Source organism: Neoroseomonas alkaliterrae, from assembly GCF_014199195.1.
Classification (GTDB): Bacteria; Pseudomonadota; Alphaproteobacteria; order Acetobacterales; family Acetobacteraceae; genus Neoroseomonas; species Neoroseomonas alkaliterrae.
In genome coordinates this window covers 1-17,076 of record NZ_JACIJE010000021.1, presented here as the reverse complement: position 1 = coordinate 17,076, position 17,076 = coordinate 1, and the positions used below count along the sequence as shown (strand labels likewise).

The following is a 17,076-nucleotide window of genomic DNA, read 5'->3' as shown; positions in this document are numbered from 1 at the left end:
ACATCGTCGATCACTGCTGCCACCACTGGAACCGCCTCATCGCACAGCCCTGGCGCATCATGTCCATCGCCATGCGCGACTGGGCACATGGGTTCTGATCAGTGGGAGTTGGTATCAGCTGTCAGCCGGGCCTCATCCTCCGCCCCGCGCGGCACCTTCCGCTGCGTCGAGCGGTGCTGCCCCAGCACCGCGCAGGCCCTGCGCTCGGAGATCCCGATCGCGCGCACGACATGCTCGACGCAGGCCCGCCGCCGCGCGGGGCTCACCATTTTCCCGACGCGGCTTCCTTCAGGATGACCTTCTCGAGCGTCAGGTCCGAGACCGCCTTGCGCAGCCGCGCGCTCTCGCGCTCCAACTCCTTCAGCCGCTTCACCTGGTCAAGCTTCAGACCACCGAACTCAGTGCGCCAGCGGTAGTAGGTCGGCTCGGTCACGCCGATCGCCCGCACCCCATCCGACACCGTCTTCCCCTGGCCGACCAGAACCTCCGCCTGCCGCAGCTTCGCGACAATCTCCTCCGCCGTGTGCGCCTTCTTCCGCCCCATCCCACAACCTCCCAGCGCTGCCGCCGGACTACATCACCGGCGGACCGCTTCTAAGGGGTCAGGTCACGCGCAGCCGCGCGTTCTCGCGCTCGAGCTCCTTCAGCCGCCGCGCCTGGTCGGTCTTCAGGCCGCCGTATTCACGCCGCCAGCGGTAGCAGCTCTGCTCCGTCACCCCAATCGCCTTCGCCGCATCCGCCACGCTCCGCCCCTTCGCCAGCAGAACCTCCGCCTCGCGCAGCTTGCCAATAATCTCCTCAGCGCCGTGCCGTTTCCTCGCCATCTCGCCCTCCTCGTCCGGTCCAAAACGAACATACGTCCCGGACCACTCAGAGGGGGCAGAGTCAGTACGGCGGGGCGCCGTAGGGCTTGTTTTCGCCTGCCGTCTCAACATTGAACACGCGAGAACGGTGCGATAGTCTTGATCTGAGATTGCGTGCAACGCAGCCTAATGGCCGGGCACCTTAAATCGGCAGGGCGACCGTCGGCCCCCGCGGCGCGTCCGCTGTTTTGGGCGCTCTTGTTGTTGTCTATACGACGGAGCGTGGAGTGAAGGCGTTTGACCTCGATCGTAGCCTCGTCGACAGCTATGCGACCTTCTCCCGCTCCTTCTCGAAGGTTCGCGCTCCTGACCTCAGGGCCGCCATCGACAGACAGTACGACAGCGGCTTCTTCTGGCCTGATGCGCTGCTGTCACTGAATCCGCACTATGAGGCCGGGCCAACCGTCGACGACCTTGCCGCGTCAGGTGATCTCGACCCGCTCACGGCGCAGGTGTTCCGCGCCACGGGCGAGCCCCTCCGGTTTCACGCTCACCAGGCACAGGCGATAGCGAAGGCGCGCGCACGCCAGAGCTTTGTGGTGACGACCGGCACCGGATCGGGCAAGTCACTCTGCTTCTTCGTCCCGATCATCGACGCTGTCATCAGGGCGCGGAAGCAGGGGGACGGGCGACGCACGAGAGCCATTATCGTCTACCCGATGAACGCGCTCGCCAACAGTCAAATCAAGGAGGTCGAGAAGTTCGTCGCCCAGGCCGATCTACCTGACCATCTCCGGCCTTCTGTGCGGCGGTACACAGGCCAGGAGAAGGAGGCGGAGCGCCAGGAGGTCGCTGCCAACCCGCCCGACATCCTCCTCTCGAACTATATGATGCTCGAACTTCTCCTGACCCGGCAGGACGATCTCGACAGGCAGGTCGTCGCCAACGCCAGCGGCATCGAGTTCATCGTCCTGGATGAGCTGCACACCTATCGCGGGCGGCAGGGTGCGGATGTCGCGATACTTGTCCGTCGGCTCCGGGACCGCTGCGCCGGGCCGACACCGCCGATCTGCATCGGGACCTCGGCGACGATGGTCAGCGAAGGCTCTGATGCGTCCCGGGCGGGGACCGTGGCGGAGGTCGCGTCGCGCCTTTTCGGCACCGCGATCGGGCCCGAGGCCGTGATCGACGAGAGCCTTCGGCGCGCGACGGACGACAGCCTGTCCCTGGCCGACGTCCGACCGCTGCTGCGCAGCGCAGTCGAGGCGCCGCTGCCCGACGCCCTCACCGACGCGGACCTCCGCCGCCATCCGCTGTCGGTCTGGGTCGAATTGTCGCTCGGCCTCGAGGATGGTCAGGTCCTGCGGCGCAAGAAGCCTATCCCTCTCGGAGCGGCGGCCCAGGCGCTTGCGGACGCGACGGGCTTGCCAAAGAAGCGGTGTGCCGTTGCGCTCGAAGCGTTCCTGACCCGAGTGAGCCTTCCGGAGTACGCCCGGGGCGGGTCGGGCGACCGCGCGTTCCTGGCCTTCAAGCTCCATCGGTTTATTGCAGGATCCGGAGAGGTCTACACCACCCTTCGACCGGCGCCACGGAATGTCTCCCTGGAGGGGCAGATCAACGACCCGGCTGACCCCGAGGCGAGGCTTTATCCTACGCGCTTCTGCCGGTCCTGTGGCCACGAGCATCATGTGGTCACCCTGGTGGAGGCCGACGGCAAGCAGGTTTTCTTGGCCCGCGACATCGACGATACGCCGCTCGCCGCTGACGATCGCGACGATCTGGCCGGCTATCTCACGCCGGTCGGAGACGGCGACGGCGAGTACAAGTTCACCGGGGATCTCGAAAGCTACCCCGACGAGTGGCTCGAGGAGCAACGCGGTGCAGTCCGGCTCCGACCGAACAGGGCCAAGCAGGTCCCCAGACGGATGCACGTCGCCGCCGACGGAACCGTTCGGCCAGACGGACGGCCGTTCTGGTTCCTGCCTGGGAAGCTGGGCTTCTGTCCGTGCTGCCACGAGATGCCGGCGTCGAAGTCCAGCGAGCGCACGAAGCTGGCCGGCCTGTCCGCGGAGGGTCGCAGCTCCGCCACGACGCTTATCGTCTCCAGCGCGCTGGAGTGGCTGAACCGACCGAGCAGCGCCGTGCCGGACGACAAGCGCAAGCTGCTGGCCTTCACCGACAACAGGCAGGACGCTGCGCTTCAGGCCGGACACTTCAATGATTTCCTGTTCGTAAGCCTGCTGCGGGGCGCAATCCTGAGGGCCGTCCTTAGCGCGGGCGAGGACGGGCTGGCCGAGGACGAGTTCGGTCTGCGCGTCGGCCGGGCGCTCGGCTTCACCGCCGAGAACGCGGCCACACGCGTCCACTGGATGGCGGACCCGAAGGCGAGCGGCGTGCAGCGGAAGGACGCAGAGCGGACCCTCACGAAGGTTCTCGCCCACCGCGTCTGGGCGGACCTCCGCCGCGGCTGGCGGTTCACGAACCCGAGCCTCGGCGTGCTGAAGTTGATCCGGGTCGACTACATCGGCCTCGCCGAACTGGCATCTGACGGCGCGCGGGTGGACGCCGCGAGCCCGATCCTCGGCCGCTTGGAGCCGCGGAGGCGCGAGGACGTCCTGCGCCAGATCCTCGATGCCATGTTGGAGGGGTTGGCGGCCGACACCGAGTCGCTCGACCTGACCATCCTCGACGCCCTGTCGCAGAATTCGCGGTCGCTGCTCCGCGACCCGTGGGCCATCGACCGCAACGAGACGCTCCGGGGCAAGACCGCCTTCATGCTGGACGCACCCCCGCGGCGTGAGACTGGCCTGCGCGACGAGCAGACATTCCTGCGCGGCGGCGCCAGGTCGAGGCTCGCCCGGCAGCTCAATCGTGCGAAGGTGATCGGCACGAGTCTGAGGACCGCCGACTACCGCGACTTCATGGAGCGGGTCCTCGGCCTCCTCGCGGAGGAGGGGCTGATCCGGCAGGTCGGGACGTGGCAGGACCGTCCGGGCTGGCGGCTGGTGCCGTCCGCCGTCCGCCTGGTCCCCGGCGAGGCAGCCGTGCAGGAGCAGCCTCTCGGCAACCCCTACTTCCACCACCTCTACCTCGGCATCGCCCAGGGCCTCAGCGCTGGGGTGAGCCCCTATTTCGGCCTCGAGGGGCGCGAGCACACGGCACAGGTGCGGCAGGAGCAGCGCGAGTGGCGCGAGTGGCGGTTCCGCTACGAGGAGGAGGACCGGAAGAGCATTGCCGAGCATGAGGCGGAGATGCGGGCCGCATTCGAGCCGACCCAATTCCTCCCGGCACTCTTCTGCTCGCCGACCATGGAGCTCGGCGTCGACATCTCGGCGCTGAACGCTGTCTACCTGCGGAATGTGCCGCCGACGCCTGCGAACTACGCGCAGCGCGCAGGCCGCGCGGGCCGCTCGGGCCAAGCAGCCCTGGTCGTCACCTACTGCGCGGCGCAGAGCCCCCACGACCAGTACTTCTTCGCGCGGCGCGAGCAGATGGTGGCGGGCGTGGTCCGCCCGCCCGCGCTCGACATCAGCAACGAGGCACTGGTCACGTCGCACCTCCAGGCTGTCTGGCTCGCGGAGGCGCGCCTAGCGCTGCCACCCGACATCCCCGACATCCTCGAACTCGAGGCGGACGGCTTCCCACTGAAGCGCGAGATTCACGCCGTCATCTCCGATCCCGGCCTGGCGGGCCGGGCTCAGGGCGCCATGCGCAGGGTCCTCAACCAAGTGCTCCTGTCGCTCGGCGACATACCGCCCGTCTGGCTCGGGGACGCGGATGCCTTCGTCGCCCGCGTCGCAGCCGAGGCACCAGGCGAGTTCGACCGCGCCTTCGACCGCTGGCGGGAGCTCTACCGCTCCGCCAGGAGGCAGCTCTACGATGCCAATGTCCGGTCCGAGATGGCGGGTCTGTCTGGCGTGGAGCGTCGGCGGATCAAGGAGGCGCAGGCGCAAGCGAACGAGCAGCTGGCCATCCTGGAGCAGGGACGAGCGACAAGCGGCTCCGACTTCTACTCCTACCGCTACCTCGCGACGGAGGGCTTCCTGCCCGGCTACAACTTCCCGCGGCTCCCGCTCTATGCCTACGTGCCCGCCTCGGCGGGCCAGACCCGGCAGGGCGCCTTTCTGCAGCGGGCGCGCTTCCTGGCGATCTCGGAGTTCGGCCCGCGCAGCCTCATCTACCACGAGGGGCGGGCCTACCGCGTCGTCAAGGCGAAGCTACCGCCAGAGGCTCGCAGCGCGGACGGCAACGGCCTTGCGACGAAGGAGATCTTCATCTGTAGCGGGTGCGGAGGCGCCCACGACGTGGAGGTCGAGCGGTGCCACGCCTGCCGTGCGCCGATGGCTGGGGCATTGCCCATCCGCAGAACCCTCCGGATCGACAATGTCGAAACGGCGCCCGCTGACCGCATCACCGCGAATGACGAGGAGCGGGTCCGCCAGGGCTTCGAGATCCAGACGGTCTTCTCCTGGCCGCGCCGCAATGGCGAGATTGTCGTCACGGAGGGCGTCCTGAAGGCGGACGACGAGGTCCTGCTCACCCTCCAATACGCGAACAGCGCGGAGATCAGCCGCCTCAACAAGGGCCTGAAGCGGCGGAAAGACAAGGCGATCCTCGGCTTCAACATCGACCCGCGCAGCGGATACTGGAGCAAGGCCGAGGACGAGGACGGGGATGATGCCGCCCCCGACGAGCCACGGTCGGTCCGCATTGTGCCGATCGTGCGGGACCGCAAGAACGCGCTCCTGATGCGGTTCGCCAAACCGGGGCGCTTCTCCCCGACCACCATCGCCACCGTCCAGCACGCCCTGATGCGGGGGATCGAGGTTGCCTACCAGCTCGAGGAGGGCGAGGTGCTCGGGGAGCCGCTTCCGAGCCGGGACAACCGCCGTGCCATCCTCGCCTACGAGGCTGCGGAGGGCGGCGCGGGCGTGCTCAACCGCATCATCTCCGACCCGCAGGCCCTCGGCCGCGTCGCCTACGAGGCTCTGTCCCTGATGCACTACAGTGGGGTCGACGAGGCTGTCCTCAGCTGCGACCCCATGACTCTGCGCGACACAGCCGAGGGCACATGCGTCCGGGGCTGTTACCGCTGCCTCCTCTCCTACTTCAACCAGCCCGACCACGAGCTGATCGACCGCACCGACGAGCACGCGAAACGGCTCCTCCTGACGTTGGCGCGCGGCGAGATCACGCTGCGGCCGAACCACGCCGACGTCGAGGAGAGCAGCTGGGCCGCGGCATTCAAGGCGGCCGATCTGCCGGCTCCGGACCCAACTGCCATGACCTTCGCCGGACACGCACTCCGCTTCGCCTGGAGGGCCTACTTCGTCGCAGCCGACACTGAACCCATTCCGGCGGACGCCCGCACCGAAGCTGAAGCCGCCGGGTGGGTCCTGATCGAACTGCCGGACGTTCCGGCCGGTGGCGTCCCCGAGGCACTAGCCGCCCATCTGAGGAGCTGAGCCGATGTCCCATGCCTTCGCGCCGGGCGACATCGTCCGCACCCGCGGCCGTGAGTGGGTGAACTTGCCGGCACCACGGGAGGGCTGGCTCGCGTTGCGCCCGCTGTCGGGCTCCGAGGCAGACAGGGTACTGCTGAAGCCCGAGCTCGAGCTGCAGCCGGTCGAGCCCGCGCGCTTCGACCTGCCCGCGGACGCTCAGGTCACCAGCCAGACCAACGCCGTACTGCTCGCGGATGCCCTGCGCCTCACCCTGCGCCGGGGAGCCGGGCCGTTTCGCTCCGCCGCTCAGATCGCCTTCGAGCCGAGGGTCTACCAGCTCGTCCCGCTGCTCATGGCCCTGCGGCTGCCGGTGCCACGGCTGCTGATCGCGGACGACGTCGGCATCGGCAAGACGATCGAGGCCGGGCTCATCCTCCGCGAGCTGTTCGATCGTGGTGAGCTCGACAGCTTCTCCGTCCTCTGCCCGCCGCACCTCGTCGAGCAGTGGACGGGGGAGCTGAGCAGCCGCTTCGGGCTCGAGGCCGTGGCGGTCACGGCGAGCACAGCCCCGCGCCTGGAGCGTGGCCTGCCTGTCGCCCAGACCCTGTTCGATGTCCACCCGTTCACCGTCGTCAGCCTCGACTACATCAAGGCCGAACAGCGGCGCGACCGGTTCGCCCGCGCCTGCCCGAAGATGGTCGTGGTCGACGAGGCGCATGCCTGCGTCGGCACCCACGAGGGACGGCAGCAGCGCTTCCGCCTTCTCTCCGAACTGGCCCGTGATCCCGAGCGGGCGCTGCTGATGCTCACGGCAACGCCGCACAGCGGCGACGAGGACGCCTTCGCGCGTCTGCTCTCGCTCATCGACCCGGGCTTCGCATCCCTGCAGTTCGACGACCTGCGGTACCGGGAGCGCCTGGCGCGGCACTATGTGCAGCGGCGCCGCATCGACCTCACCTCGGCGGACTGGGCCGAGGAGCGGGCCTTCCCGAAGCACAAGACGACCGAGTTCCCCTACCGCCTCTCTGCCAAGCACCTCGCTTTCCAGGAGGCCGTGCTCGACTACTGCTTCGGGGTCGTGTCGCGGGCCGGCAGCGGGGAGCGGGAGAGGCGGCTGGCCTTCTGGGGGACGCTCGCCCTGATGCGCTGCGTGGGCTCGTCCCCGGCTGCGGCTCTGAGCGCGCTGCGCAACCGAATGGCCGGCGAGGCCGAGCGGCTGGAACCGCAGATCTACGACGAGGATGGCGAGGACGAGGACGCGGTCGATGTCGAACCCGCGGCTGCGATGGCCGCCGATGCACCGCTCGCTGCCCTCATCCAGATGGCCAGCCAACTCCTCGGCGAGCCCGACCCGAAGGTCGAGGCGCTGACCGGTCTGCTGAAGCCGATCATCAGGGAGGGCGCCAACCCGGTCATCTTCTGCCGCTTCATCAGCACGGCGGAGCACGTCCGCGACGCCCTGCGCCGAGCCTTCCCAAAGGTTCGTGTCGAGGCCGTTACCGGGCTGCTGACGCCGGACGAGCGGCGCGACCGCGTCGCGGACATGGCCGAGGCCGAGCAGCGCATCCTGGTCGCGACCGACTGCCTCTCGGAGGGCATCAACCTCCAGAAGCTGTTCGACACGGTCGTGCACTACGACCTGTCCTGGAACCCGACCCGGCACCAGCAGCGCGAGGGGCGGGTGGACCGCTTCGGCCAGCCCGCGCCAGAGGTGCGGTCGGTGCTGATGTTCTCCCCCGACAGCGCCATCGACGGGGCCGTGCTCGATGTGATCCTGCGCAAGGCGGAGGCGATCCGGAAGGCGACGGGCGTCACCGTCCCTCTGCCGGACGAGCGCGGGCCCGTCACCGACGCCCTCATGGCTGCCATGATGCTTCGCCGCGGCACCACGAAGCAGCTCGCGCTCGACCTGCAGCTTACCGACGGTGCGGCGGCGATGGAACGGCGCTGGCGCGATGCGCAGGAGAACGAGCGCAGATCGCGCGCCCGCTTCGCCCAGAACGCCATGAAGCCGCAGGAGGTGGCGCCCGAGTGGGCGCGGGCGCGCGACCTCCTCGGCGGACCGGACGCTGCGCTGGCCTTCGTCGAGGCCGCCATGAAGCGCTTCGACGCGCCACTCGAGCCCAGGAAGGCGGTCCTCCTCACGCATGTCCACGCGCTTGACCCGCACCTGCGCGAGCGGCTCGCGGAGCGGGGTCTGACCGGCTCGCTGCGGCTCGCCACCGCGGATCCGGCGCCGGCGGGCGCGAGCCTTCTCACCCGCACCCACCCGCTGACCGCCACCCTGGCGGAGGCGCTGGTCGAGGGCGCGCTCGACTCCGCTTCCCTGCCGGGTCTCGGCTTGGGGCGGGTCGGTGCGTGGCCAACCGCAGCGGTAACGCGCAAGACGACGCTTTTGCTCCTGCGGCTCCGCTTGAAGCTCACGGTCCACGCGCGGCGCGAGCGGCTGCTCCTCGCCGAGGAGGCGGCGCTGCTCGCTGTCAGCGACGGCAAGGTCGTCGCGAGCGGACCAGAGGCCCGGACCCTCCTGGCGAGTCCCGCCAACCACGACCTGGCCGAGGTCGCCCGTGCGCGCTTCCTGCGCACCGCCCACGCGGAGCTGCCGGGCCTGCTCGATGGCCCGGTCCGCCAGCATGCAGCCCAGCGCGCCGAGGAGCTGCTGGCCGACCATGCCCGGCTGCGTGCCGCTTCCGGCACGGCACCTCGCCTCTCCGTCGAGGCGGTGCTGCCGCCCGACGTGATCGGCCTTTTCGTCCTCCTTCCTGCTGGGGCTTGAGCCGCGATGCCGCGCAAGCCCGTCACCGACATCGCCGCTTGGCCTGCCCTGACGCTGGAAGGCAACCTCATCTCCCCGGCGATGATTGCCAGCATCGACCGGCGCGAGGCGCCGGAGCAGGGCGAGGCCGACTACAGCCTCCGCAAGGGCATCTCGATCCGTGACGAGATCTCCCTCGCCTTCCGGGTGGGCCAGGCACATTATGCCGACTTCCTGGCGGCCGGCACGGCGTCGGCGACGGCGACCACCCGCTTCATCCGCGACTTCCTGCGCGAGACGCTCGGCTTCGCCGACCTGCGGGAGGGGTCCGGCCCGGTGGCGCTGACCGCTGGGGAAGGCCGGGTGCCGGTCGTGGTGGTGCCGCCCGCCAACGAGCTGGACCGCCGCAGCGTCTCGCTGTCTCAGGACCGCTCGCGCTCGGCGGTCCTGGTCCTCCAGGATCGTCTCGGCGCCGCGGAGGGAGCCCTGTGGGGCCTGGCGACGAACGGCAGGATCCTGCGCCTGATGCGGGACAACGCCTCCCTGACCCGTCCCGCCTACATCGAGGCCGATCTCGCCCAGATCTTCGAAACCGAGGACCTCGCCTCCTTCGCCTTGGTTTGGCTGCTGATGCACCGGACGCGCTTCGGCCCCGCAGGCGCCGCGGCCACGGACTGCGCGCTGGAGCGGTGGCGCGATGCCGGCGCGAAGGCCGGCGAGGCGGCCCGCGACCGGCTCGCCGGGCAAGTGGAAATGGCACTCGGGGAACTCGGCTCAGGCTTCCTCGAGTCGAACCGGGATCTGCGCGAGAAGCTCGTGGCGCGGGAGATCGGCCTGACGGAGTGGTTCAACGAACTGCTGCGCCTCGTCTACCGGTTGATCTTCCTGATGGTGGCGGAGGACCGGAACCTGCTGCACCCGCCGGGGGCGGGGGCGGAGGAGCGCCGCCTCTACGCCGAGGGCTACAGCCTGGCGATGCTGCGCGCCCAGGCCGCGCGCCGCGGGGCCTGGGACCGGCATCACGACCGCTACGAGGGGCTGAAGGTGGTCTTCCGCGCGCTGGCCGGCGGCGAGCGGCGGCTCGGACTGCCGGCGCTCGGCGGGCTCTTCGCGCCCGGGCTGCTGCCGACGCTGGAGGCGGCGCGCCTGCCGAACCGCGCCTTCCTTTCCGCCCTCTACCGCCTGGGCTGGATCTCGGACGGGGCGGGCATGGCGCCCGTGAACTGGCAGGCGATGGAGACCGAGGAGCTGGGCTCGGTCTATGAGAGCCTGCTCGAACTCCAGCCCCAGCTGGCCGAGGACGGCCGCCGGCTGGTCTTCGCCTCCCACGCGGCGGAGGTGCGCGGCAACCAGCGCAAGACCACCGGCAGCTACTACACCCCGGACAGCCTGGTGCAGGCGCTGCTCGATACCGCCCTCGACCCGGTGCTCGACCGCGCGGAGGCCGCGGCCGAGAACCCGGCCGAGGCGCTGTTGAACCTGACGGTGGTGGACCCTGCTTGCGGCTCCGGCCATTTCCTGCTGGCGGCAGCGCGGCGCATCGCCACCCGGGTGGCGCGGCACCGCGCCGGCGGCACGCCCTCGGCCGAGGATTTCCGCCATGCGCTGCGCGATGTGGCGCGGCGCTGCCTGCACGGCGTGGACCGCAACCCGATGGCGGTGGAACTGACCAAGGTGGCGCTGTGGATCGAGACGGTGGACCCTGGCCTGCCGCTCGGCTTCTTCGACGCGCAGATCCGCTGCGGCGATTCCTTGCTTGGCGTCTTCGACCTCGCGGCGCTGGAGAAGGGCATCCCCGAGGGCGCCTACAAGCCGCTGGCCGGGGACGACCGCGAGACGGCGCGGCATTTCGCCGCGCGCAACCGCGACGAGCGCGCGGGGCAGGGCAGCCTCGATTTCGCGCGCGGCGGCGGCGTTCTGCCGGCCGCCCGGCAGCTCGCCAGCCTCGGCACCCGGCTGCGCACCTTGCCCGAGGACACGCCGGAGCAGGTGGCGGAACGCGCCCGGCTGTTCGCCGCCCTGCGCGGCGGGCCCGAGTGGTATGCGTTCAAGGTGGCCTGCGATGCCCATGTGGCGGCCTTCCTGGTGCCCAAGACGGGCGGTCTGCCAGCGAACCCGCATACGGTGACGATCCCCACCACCGCGCATGTGTGGGAGGCGATGGCGGGCCGCATGCCCTATGGCCCCCTGGTTGGGCGGGTGGTGGAGGTGGCGGAAGCCGCACAGGCCTTCCACTGGCCGCTCGAGTTTCCGGATGTGATGGCGCGCGGCGGCTTCGACGTGGTGCTGGGCAACCCGCCGTGGGAGCGGATCAAGCTGCAGGAGCAGGAGTTCTTCGCCGCCCGCTCGCCCGAGATCGCCGCCGCGCCGAACAAGGCGGCGCGCGAGCGGCTGATCCGCGCCCTGGAACAGGCGCCGGAAGGATCGCCGGAGCGGGCGCTGCACGCCGCCTACCTCGCCGCCAAGCGGCAGGCCGAAGCGGCGAGCGCCTTCGCGCGCACGCCCGGCGAAGAGGGCGGGCGCTTCCCGCTCACCGGCCGCGGGGACATCAACACCTACGCTTTGTTCGCCGAACTCTCCGCGCAGCTCGCCGCACCCCAGGGCCGGGCGGGAATCATCGTGCCGACCGGAATCGCGACGGACGCCACCACCGCACCGTTCTTCGCCCACCTTGTGGCGGAACGCCGGCTGGTGCGGCTGGTGGATTTCGAGAATCGGGCCGGCTTGTTCCCGGCGGTGGACAGCCGCATGAAGTTCAGTCTGCTGACCCTCGGCCGCGAGGCGCCGGCGGCCGAATTCGCCTTCTTCCTCACCGATGTCGCGCTGCTGGCCGAAGCCGAGCGCCGCTTCACCCTCTCGCCCGGGCAGATCGCGCGCCTCAACCCCAACACCCGCACCGCGCCGGTGTTCCGCTCCCGCAGCGATGCCGAACTGACGGCGAAGATCTACGCCCGCGTGCCGGTGCTGGTGGAGGAAGGCAAAGGGCCGGCGGGCAATCCCTGGGGCGTCAGTTTCATGGCCATGTTCCACATGGCCAATGACAGCGGCCTGTTTCGCACCGCCGCCCAGCTCTCCGCCCAGGGCTTCCTGCGGCAGGGCACGGCATGGGTGGCCGAGGGTGCCCGCCCCCGCCAGGGCGCGCTGGCGGCGGAAGGGGGCGGGCCGGGCCTGCTCACTCTCCCGGGGGCGGGGCCGCGCGCGCCGCAGCGCTACCTGCCCCTCTATGAGGCGAAGATGATCCACCAGTTCGACCATCGCTGGGCGGGCTATGCCGAGGATGGCGAGACAACGCGGGACATCCCGCCGGAGCGCAAACGCGACCCGGGCTTCGAACCCGCCCCACGCTACTGGGTGCCGGCGGAGGAGGTGGAGCAGAGGCTCAACACCAAAGGCTGGACGCGCGGCTGGCTGCTGGGCTGGCGGGACATCGCCCGCGCGACGGACGAGCGGACGGTGATTGCCACGGTGTTTCCGCGGGTTGGGTGCGGCGATACGTTGCTGCTGATGTTGCCAAGTGTCAGTGAGTTCGAACTTCATGTGGCGACAGTCGCCAACCTTTGCAGTCTGGTCCTAGACTACGGCGCAAGGCAAAAAATCAGCGGCACACACCTCAAGTACAATATTTTCAAGCAACTCCCCGTCCTCCCCCCCGCCTTCTACACCGCCCCTCGCCTCGCCTTCCTGCTGCCGCGCGTGCTCGAACTCACCTACACCTCACACGCGCTCGCCCCCTTCGCCCGCGACCTCGGGCATGACGGCCCCCCCTTCGCGTGGGACGAAGCGCGCCGCGCCCGACTCCGCGCCGAACTCGACGCCTTCTACGCCCGCGCCTACGGCCTCAGCCGCGACGAACTCCGCTACATCCTCGACCCCGCCGAGGTGAAAGGCCCCGCCTACCCCTCGGAAACCTTCCGTGTGCTGAAGGTGAAGGAGATCCGCCTCTACGGCGACTATCGCACCGCCCGCCTCACCCTCGCCGCCTGGGACCGCATGGAGGCCGACGGCAGCTTCCGCGCGATGGACCTGCCGTGACGATTCACGTCCCGTTCCAGACCCTGTAGCCTCCCGCTCGGGAGGGGCGATTCGGTGAGCAAGCGCCTGCGCGACCCGGTACATGGGCTGATCGTCTTCGACGTGGAGAACGACCGGGTCGAAGCCCTCGCCTGGCGCCTGTTGGATACGCCGGAGTTCCAGCGCCTGCGGCGGATCCGCCAGCTCGGGGTCTCGGAATTCACCTTTCCTGGTGCCGTTCACACGCGCTTCGCGCACTCGATCGGCGTCTTCCACAGCGCCCGGATCTTGGTGCGCGTGATCGCGCGCGAGCTGCGGCGCAACGGCGAAACGCCCGATGACCGCAAGGCCGAGGTCGCGCTGATCGCCGCCCTGCTGCACGACCTCGGCCACGGCCCGTTCAGCCACACCTTCGAGCATGTCCAGGACGCCCGCGGCGCCCGCAAGCGGCACGAGCAATGGACGGCCGCGATCATCCGCAACCCGGATGGCCATATCCGCCCCATGCTCGAAGACTTCCGCGCGGGCTTCGCCGAGGAGGTCGCGGGCCTTCTGGAAAAGGAAGACCCGGAGGACATCTACCACGCGGTCGTCTCCAGCTCCTTCGACGCCGATCGGCTCGATTATTTGCGGCGGGACAAGCTGATGACCGGCACCGGCGCCGGCGGCATCGACTTCGACTGGCTGGTGGAGAACATCCGCGTCGCGCCCATCACGCTCGACCCGCCGGACGGGGACGAGGCAGGGCCGCGGCGGGTGCAGACCTTCTGCCTCGACCGCAAGGCCCTGCCGGCGGCGGAGCAATTCCTGCTCTCGCGCTACACGCTGCACGAGCAGGTCTATTTCCACAAAACCACGCGCTGTGTTGAGGCGATGATCGGCCGGCTGCTCGCGGCGGTCGCCGACACCGCCTCCGGCGAGGGGAACGCGGTGGAACGGACCGGGCTGCCCGCCGGCCATCCGCTGCTGCGCTTTTTCGGCAAGGGCGAGGAGACGGAGGAAAACTACCTCGCGCTGGATGACGCGCTGATCTTCGGTTCGCTGGACGCCATGGCGAAGGCCGCCGATCCGGTGATCGCGGAAATGGCCGCTCGCCTTCGCGACCGGAACCTCTACAAGACGCTCGATCTCGCGGAGTTCGGCGCCGACAAGGGCCGGCAGACCAGCCGGCGACGCAGGATCGAGAAGCAGTTCGCGGACAAGCTCGAGGATGGCAGGATCATCCGCGACGACAGGGCCGCGATCGGCATCTACACCGAGATCGGCGGCGATGAGGAGCGCATGCACAAGAGACTCCACATCCTCGACGGCGGCACGCCCACCGAGATCAGCAGGCTCTCCGATCTGGTCCGGGCATTGGAGGACAAGAAGCCGTTCCTCCGCTTCTACTTTGCCGACAAGGCGGATCGAGATGCAGCGCGCACATGACAGAGGCTCCAATGACCCCTGAACCCGAGCGCGTGGTGGCTGACATCGTCGCCGCGGCTGGCGGCCGGCTGGTCAGCCGCATCCGCCTGCAGAAACTCGCCTATCTGCTGGACCAGCTCGGCGCGAGGAGCGGCTTCCGATACGCGTATCATCACTACGGGCCGTACTCGCGAGACCTGGATGCCGCAGTCTTCGACGCCGAGGCCCTCGGCCTGGTTGAAGAAAGATACGAGCATCGCAAGCTCGACGGGGCTCGATACAGCATCTTCGAACGCAAGGCCGAGGCCGGACCTCCGGCATTCTCCTATCTCGGCGATCCAAGGCTGCGGGATGTCGTCAGGCGTCTGGCGGCGGTGAATGCGACCGTCCTCGAACTCGCCACGACCGCGCATTGGCTCGCGGCGAACGAGAAGGCGCAGGATTGGAGAACCGAGATCATCCGTCGGAAGGGATCCAAGGCCAGCAAGGACCGGCTTGCCGAAGCCATGCGGCTTCTGACCGAGCTGGGGTTGCCGCCCGCCGCGGCGCAGGGCTGACCGGTCCCCGCCGCCGGCATGCCATGATCGAGGCGCCACAAGGCTTCGTCGTCGCCGAGGAATGCCGCAAGGCGGCCTGGCAGAACGGCTACCGCCGCGCGCTGGGGGAGCAGGATGGCTGGGCGCGCTACGGCTCGACCACGGCGAGGGGCGACATCCACCTCGCCGCCGAAGGGGCGGGTGGGCCGTGGTACCTCGCCCTCGACCATGCTGGCGTCATTGCGGAGCTCGGCCTGCCGCCGGCCGACATGCCCGGGCCCGGCCGCGCCCGCTTCGCCTTCGCCAAGCTGGGGGAGCTCTACCGGATTCTGCCGCGTGTCTACGCGCTGGCCGTCAGCCTGCCGGATGGCCCGCTGGAGACCTTCCTGGACAAGACCCGGAACCTGCCCCGCACGACCGAGGCCGAACGGCTCATCCTCCGGCGCGTCGGCCAGGACATCTTCCGAGAGGGACTGATGGCCTACTGGGGCGGGCGCTGTCCCCTGACCGGCATCACGGAGCCCGCGCTGCTCCGCGCTTCCCACATCAAGCCTTGGGCACGCTGCGAGAGCGACGCGGAACGCCTGGACGTGCACAACGGCCTGCTCCTCTCCGCCCTGTGGGACGCCGCCTTCGACACGGGCCTCGTGACCTTCGAGGACGACGGCACGCCCCGCTTCGCCGCGGGCTTGAGTGCCGAGGCCCGGGCTGCACTTCGCTGGAGTGCCCCCTTGCGGTTGACCGCGCAGCATCGCGCGCAGTTGGCCTGGCACAGAGAGAACGCGTTCGACGTGGCAGCGAAGGCGCCGGGCCTACCCTCGCCAGGGGCCTGACCCGGGATGCCTGCGGCCTCTCGGATACCGCCTGCCGGCAACCTTATCGGCGTTCGCACGGGCCCTTGGAGAGGCTATCAGACGTCGACCATCCCAGCCGGTCGGATCCTGCAGGGCTGCGCGCGGGTAATATGCACTGGTGTCCGCCGTAGGCGCTTTTTCGCAGCCGGTCTCCTGTCGGCGCCCAAGTGAGTTGGACGCCTTCTGTCATTGGGCGGCGGCGGGTCAATGCGGGGTTGTCCGTCTCGTGGATCTTGCTTCTGTCCGTGGTCTGCGCGGTGGCAGCCACATGAGGCGGTCCGACGCGAGGGAAGGGCCGATCTCCAAAGCGGCGTCCCCGTGAGGGGCGGCCAGGTGTCCAGCGGCCTGCTTCCACCGTCGTCCGCGCTCGGACGAACCCTGCAGCGGTGATGGAGGTGTCTGGCGGATCAGCCCTCCATCGCTGCTGCCGGGGTGCCGTAGCGGAAGTCGGTCTCGCTGACCCACATGCGGTGCAGCACGCCGGCAAGCTTTCTGGCGACCGCGACCTTCGCGCGCTTGGCGCCGCGGCGTTGCGCCACGCGCACGCCCCAGGCTTTCAGGGCCGACCACTTGGCGACGCGGGTCAGCAGCACGTGCGCCGCCTCGAACAGCGCCACCCTGGTGGTGGCATCGCCAACCTTACTGATGGCGCCGGCCCTGTCGGTCTCGCCCACCTGCTGCGCATGGGCTGGTTCCGCCCAGTTCACGTGAAGACCGCCAGCGCGCGGGAGCAGCGTGCCCGCCTGGCAGCACGCACGACGATGGTCCGGCAGCAGCAGGACCTCGAGAACAGCGTCCGCGGACTGCTCCGCGATTTCGGCCTGCGGGTGCCGACGCTGCGCCGTGGCAGCTGGGCCGACGCGGTCCGGGCACTGGTCGATGGCCAACACGACCCTGCCCGGCATCGTCGAGCCGCTGCTGCAGGCGCGTGAGGCGTTGCGCCAGCAACTCGCCGTGCTCGACCGGCAGGTACGCGACGCAGCGCGCGACGACGCGGTTTGCCGCCGCCTCATGACGGTGCCTGGCGTCGGCGCGGTAGTGGCGCTGACCTTCCGCAGCAGCATCGACGATCCAACCCGCTTTCGCTCATCGCGTTCGGTCGGTGCCTTCCTAGGGCTGACACCCAAGCGATATCAGTCCGGCGAGACCGACAGGGCCGGCGCCATCAGTAATACCCCCGGCACCTGAACCCGACTCAATGGGGATTCCGGCGCGGCCGTGATGGTGATTCGCTGTCTTCGCTGAGCAGCGGAGGCGAGGATGGCG

General features: G+C 69.6%; 8 protein-coding genes and 2 pseudogenes. 7 read left to right on the top strand and 3 right to left on the bottom strand.

The genetic code is table 11. The features are described from left to right. Nucleotides 1–113: 113 nt before the first annotated feature. Nucleotides 114–544 (bottom strand): annotated as a pseudogene (locus tag FHS88_RS19925) (transposase); the annotation flags it as partial. A gap of 58 nt (nucleotides 545–602) precedes the next feature. Further along, nucleotides 603–824, bottom strand: a complete 222-nt coding sequence (locus FHS88_RS19920) for a transposase (RefSeq protein ID WP_184487250.1) — start codon at nucleotides 822–824, stop codon at nucleotides 603–605. Nucleotides 825–1,090: 266 nt separating this feature from the next. On the opposite strand from FHS88_RS19920, the gene FHS88_RS19915 reads away from it, so the two are divergent. Genes FHS88_RS19915 through FHS88_RS19890 form a run of 6 tightly spaced genes read left to right on the top strand, consistent with a single transcriptional unit; the run spans nucleotide 1,091 to nucleotide 15,789 of the window. Then, nucleotides 1,091–6,268 carry a DEAD/DEAH box helicase gene (locus FHS88_RS19915; RefSeq protein WP_184487249.1) on the top strand — a complete coding sequence of 1,726 codons (5,178 nt, stop codon included), beginning with the start codon at nucleotides 1,091–1,093 and terminating at the stop codon, nucleotides 6,266–6,268. Nucleotides 6,269–6,272: 4 nt separating this feature from the next. Beyond that, nucleotides 6,273–9,023, top strand: a complete 2,751-nt coding sequence (locus FHS88_RS19910) for a DEAD/DEAH box helicase (protein ID WP_184487248.1) — start codon at nucleotides 6,273–6,275, stop codon at nucleotides 9,021–9,023. Between the two features lie 6 nt (nucleotides 9,024–9,029). Next, nucleotides 9,030–13,034 carry an Eco57I restriction-modification methylase domain-containing protein gene (locus FHS88_RS19905; RefSeq protein WP_184487247.1) on the top strand — a complete coding sequence of 1,335 codons (4,005 nt, stop codon included), beginning with the start codon at nucleotides 9,030–9,032 and terminating at the stop codon, nucleotides 13,032–13,034. Nucleotides 13,035–13,088: 54 nt separating this feature from the next. Beyond that, a complete protein-coding gene (locus tag FHS88_RS19900; protein WP_184487246.1) occupies nucleotides 13,089–14,441 on the top strand; it encodes an HD domain-containing protein in 1,353 nt (450 codons plus the stop codon). Between the two features lie 11 nt (nucleotides 14,442–14,452). Continuing rightward, the gene (locus tag FHS88_RS19895) at nucleotides 14,453–14,977 is read left to right on the top strand and encodes a hypothetical protein (protein WP_184487245.1); all 525 of its coding nucleotides are present in this window, start codon (nucleotides 14,453–14,455) and stop codon (nucleotides 14,975–14,977) included. Nucleotides 14,978–15,000: 23 nt separating this feature from the next. Further along, a complete protein-coding gene (locus FHS88_RS19890) occupies nucleotides 15,001–15,789 on the top strand; it encodes an HNH endonuclease (RefSeq protein WP_184487244.1) in 789 nt (262 codons plus the stop codon). A 428-nt stretch (nucleotides 15,790–16,217) separates the two neighbouring features. On the opposite strand, the pseudogene FHS88_RS20990 reads toward FHS88_RS19890, so the two are convergent. Further along, nucleotides 16,218–16,487 (bottom strand): annotated as a pseudogene (locus FHS88_RS20990) (IS110 family transposase); the annotation flags it as partial. Nucleotides 16,488–16,689: 202 nt separating this feature from the next. Here FHS88_RS20990 and FHS88_RS19880 point away from each other — a divergent pair. Then, entirely contained in the window at nucleotides 16,690–16,998 is a 309-nt protein-coding gene (locus tag FHS88_RS19880; protein WP_184487242.1) for a transposase, read from the top strand. The last annotated feature ends 78 nt before the right edge of the window (nucleotides 16,999–17,076 follow it).